This window comes from Nitrospira sp. BLG_2 (genome assembly GCF_049222245.1).
The window spans coordinates 1-1,573 of sequence record NZ_JBLYIG010000197.1; the positions used below are offsets into that span (position 1 = coordinate 1).

A 1,573-nucleotide genomic window follows, 5' to 3' on the forward strand; every position below is an offset into this window, starting at 1 on the left:
GGGCAGATGAAAGACGGCCGAGTCTCGAGGAAAACCGTGTTTTTTGAGTCCGGTGAAAACGACCCATTGAGTCGTGATGGATTTTATGGCGCGCCGCTCTCGTTTGATCGTATTCGTCCATCGGACGGTGTCGGGTCCGTACGTAACCGGCGATGTGAGCGGGTCGTGGTAATGGATGGTCAAGTCAACCAGCGTGGTCGGGACGCCGATGACTTTCTCCTTCCGCTTTAGTCGGAACGATCCGTTGGGAATCGAGCGGCTGTTTGCCACCGTGAGATGAAGACCGGGTCCGGGCGGCGACGTTCCGAGGACATCCATGACAAAGGCCGAGGCTTGCGTCCGGGGGAGATCGTCTCCATAAAATACCAGGGGACCTGTGCTGGGCCAGAGGATGTGCATCCCAATATCCGAACGCTTCAACGCCGGGGCATGGCCGGCAGTCAGGTCATGCCAACAATCCTCATACGAGGCTTCAGTTGTCTTAGGATTAGGGGGATTGGCCGATGGCACGGTCAGGTGTTTGTATTGGCATGCGAAGTCCAGATGTCCAGCCGTGATCTTGTCGCCTTTGGAGATGGCTTCGGCATATCGAAGGGCCGTGTCGATGGCGGCTTTGTGGGCGGCCTTGTTTTCAGTCGCCTTCCGAGGAGCCTTGGGGGCCGCCGTGACAAGGTCGGGTACGGTTATCCCAAGTGCCGTCAGCAGTCCTGGGAGGAGTAAAATTCCAAGCAATAAATTCTTGTTCATCATGAAAAACTCGTAGTGTTGTGCATTTCAAATCAGACGATTTTCAGAATTTTCGCGCGCATCAACGCACGTTCGGCTGCCGATAAAGTCGGTACCGGGTTGTGGCGACAGAGCGCCACGGTTTGGCGCAAGGAGGTCACGAAGGTTTCACAGTTTGGGCAAGCGCCCAGATGTCGACGAATTTCCTGGCAAATGCGCGCCGAAAGTTCGTCATCAATGTAAGCGGACAACCGGCGAAGAATGCCCAAACACCGGTTCTTGTCATGAGCATGTCGAAGCCCAGTCGTTGAAGAATGCCGGTGCTGCTTGGAAGCGCCAGTTTTTCCCATGTGGATCCGTCCTTCCGTTACCCCCGTGCGCCATGGTCGTCGGGCATTTCCCCAAGACCTTGCGCACTGAGTTCACGGCGCACAAACAACCGAGCCCGATGCAAACGCGATTTTACCGCTCGTTCGTTCAGGCCCATGATGGCTCCGACCTCCTTGGCGCTTAACCCTTCCATGTCACGAAGCACCAAGACCATTTTGTACTTCTTCGGTAATCGGTTGATTGCGGCATCGAGCGCTTCCCGCAATTGTTTATTTTGGAGCGCGGCCTCGGGGTCGCGTCCATCGATCGGGATCTGCAAGTGAAATTCACCATCAGACGAGGGGATGAACTCCTCGAGCGACAACTCGCGTTCCGGGGCTCCTTTCCGTCTGCGCCGCATGCGGAGGCAGGCCCGCGAGGCGATGGTATAGAGCCACGTTGAAATCTGAGCATCACCTCGAAATCTATCGAGGCCTCGATAGGCATTCAAAAATGTCTCCTGTACCAAATCCTTTGC

Annotated in this window: 3 protein-coding genes; all 3 read right to left on the reverse strand. The window is 55.8% G+C overall.

Annotation, left to right across the window (positions count from 1 at the left end; translation table 11 throughout):
* On the reverse strand, window positions 1-750 hold a 750-nt coding region (locus ACOSYY_RS05405), incomplete at its 3' end, for a hypothetical protein (RefSeq protein ID WP_421661243.1).
* 29 nt (window positions 751-779) lie between these two features.
* A complete protein-coding gene (locus ACOSYY_RS05410) occupies window positions 780-995 on the reverse strand; it encodes an anti-sigma factor family protein (RefSeq protein WP_421661244.1) in 216 nt (71 codons plus the stop codon).
* A gap of 98 nt (window positions 996-1,093) precedes the next feature.
* The coding region (locus ACOSYY_RS05415; RefSeq protein ID WP_421661245.1) for an RNA polymerase sigma factor at window positions 1,094-1,573 on the reverse strand (480 nt) is incomplete at its 5' end.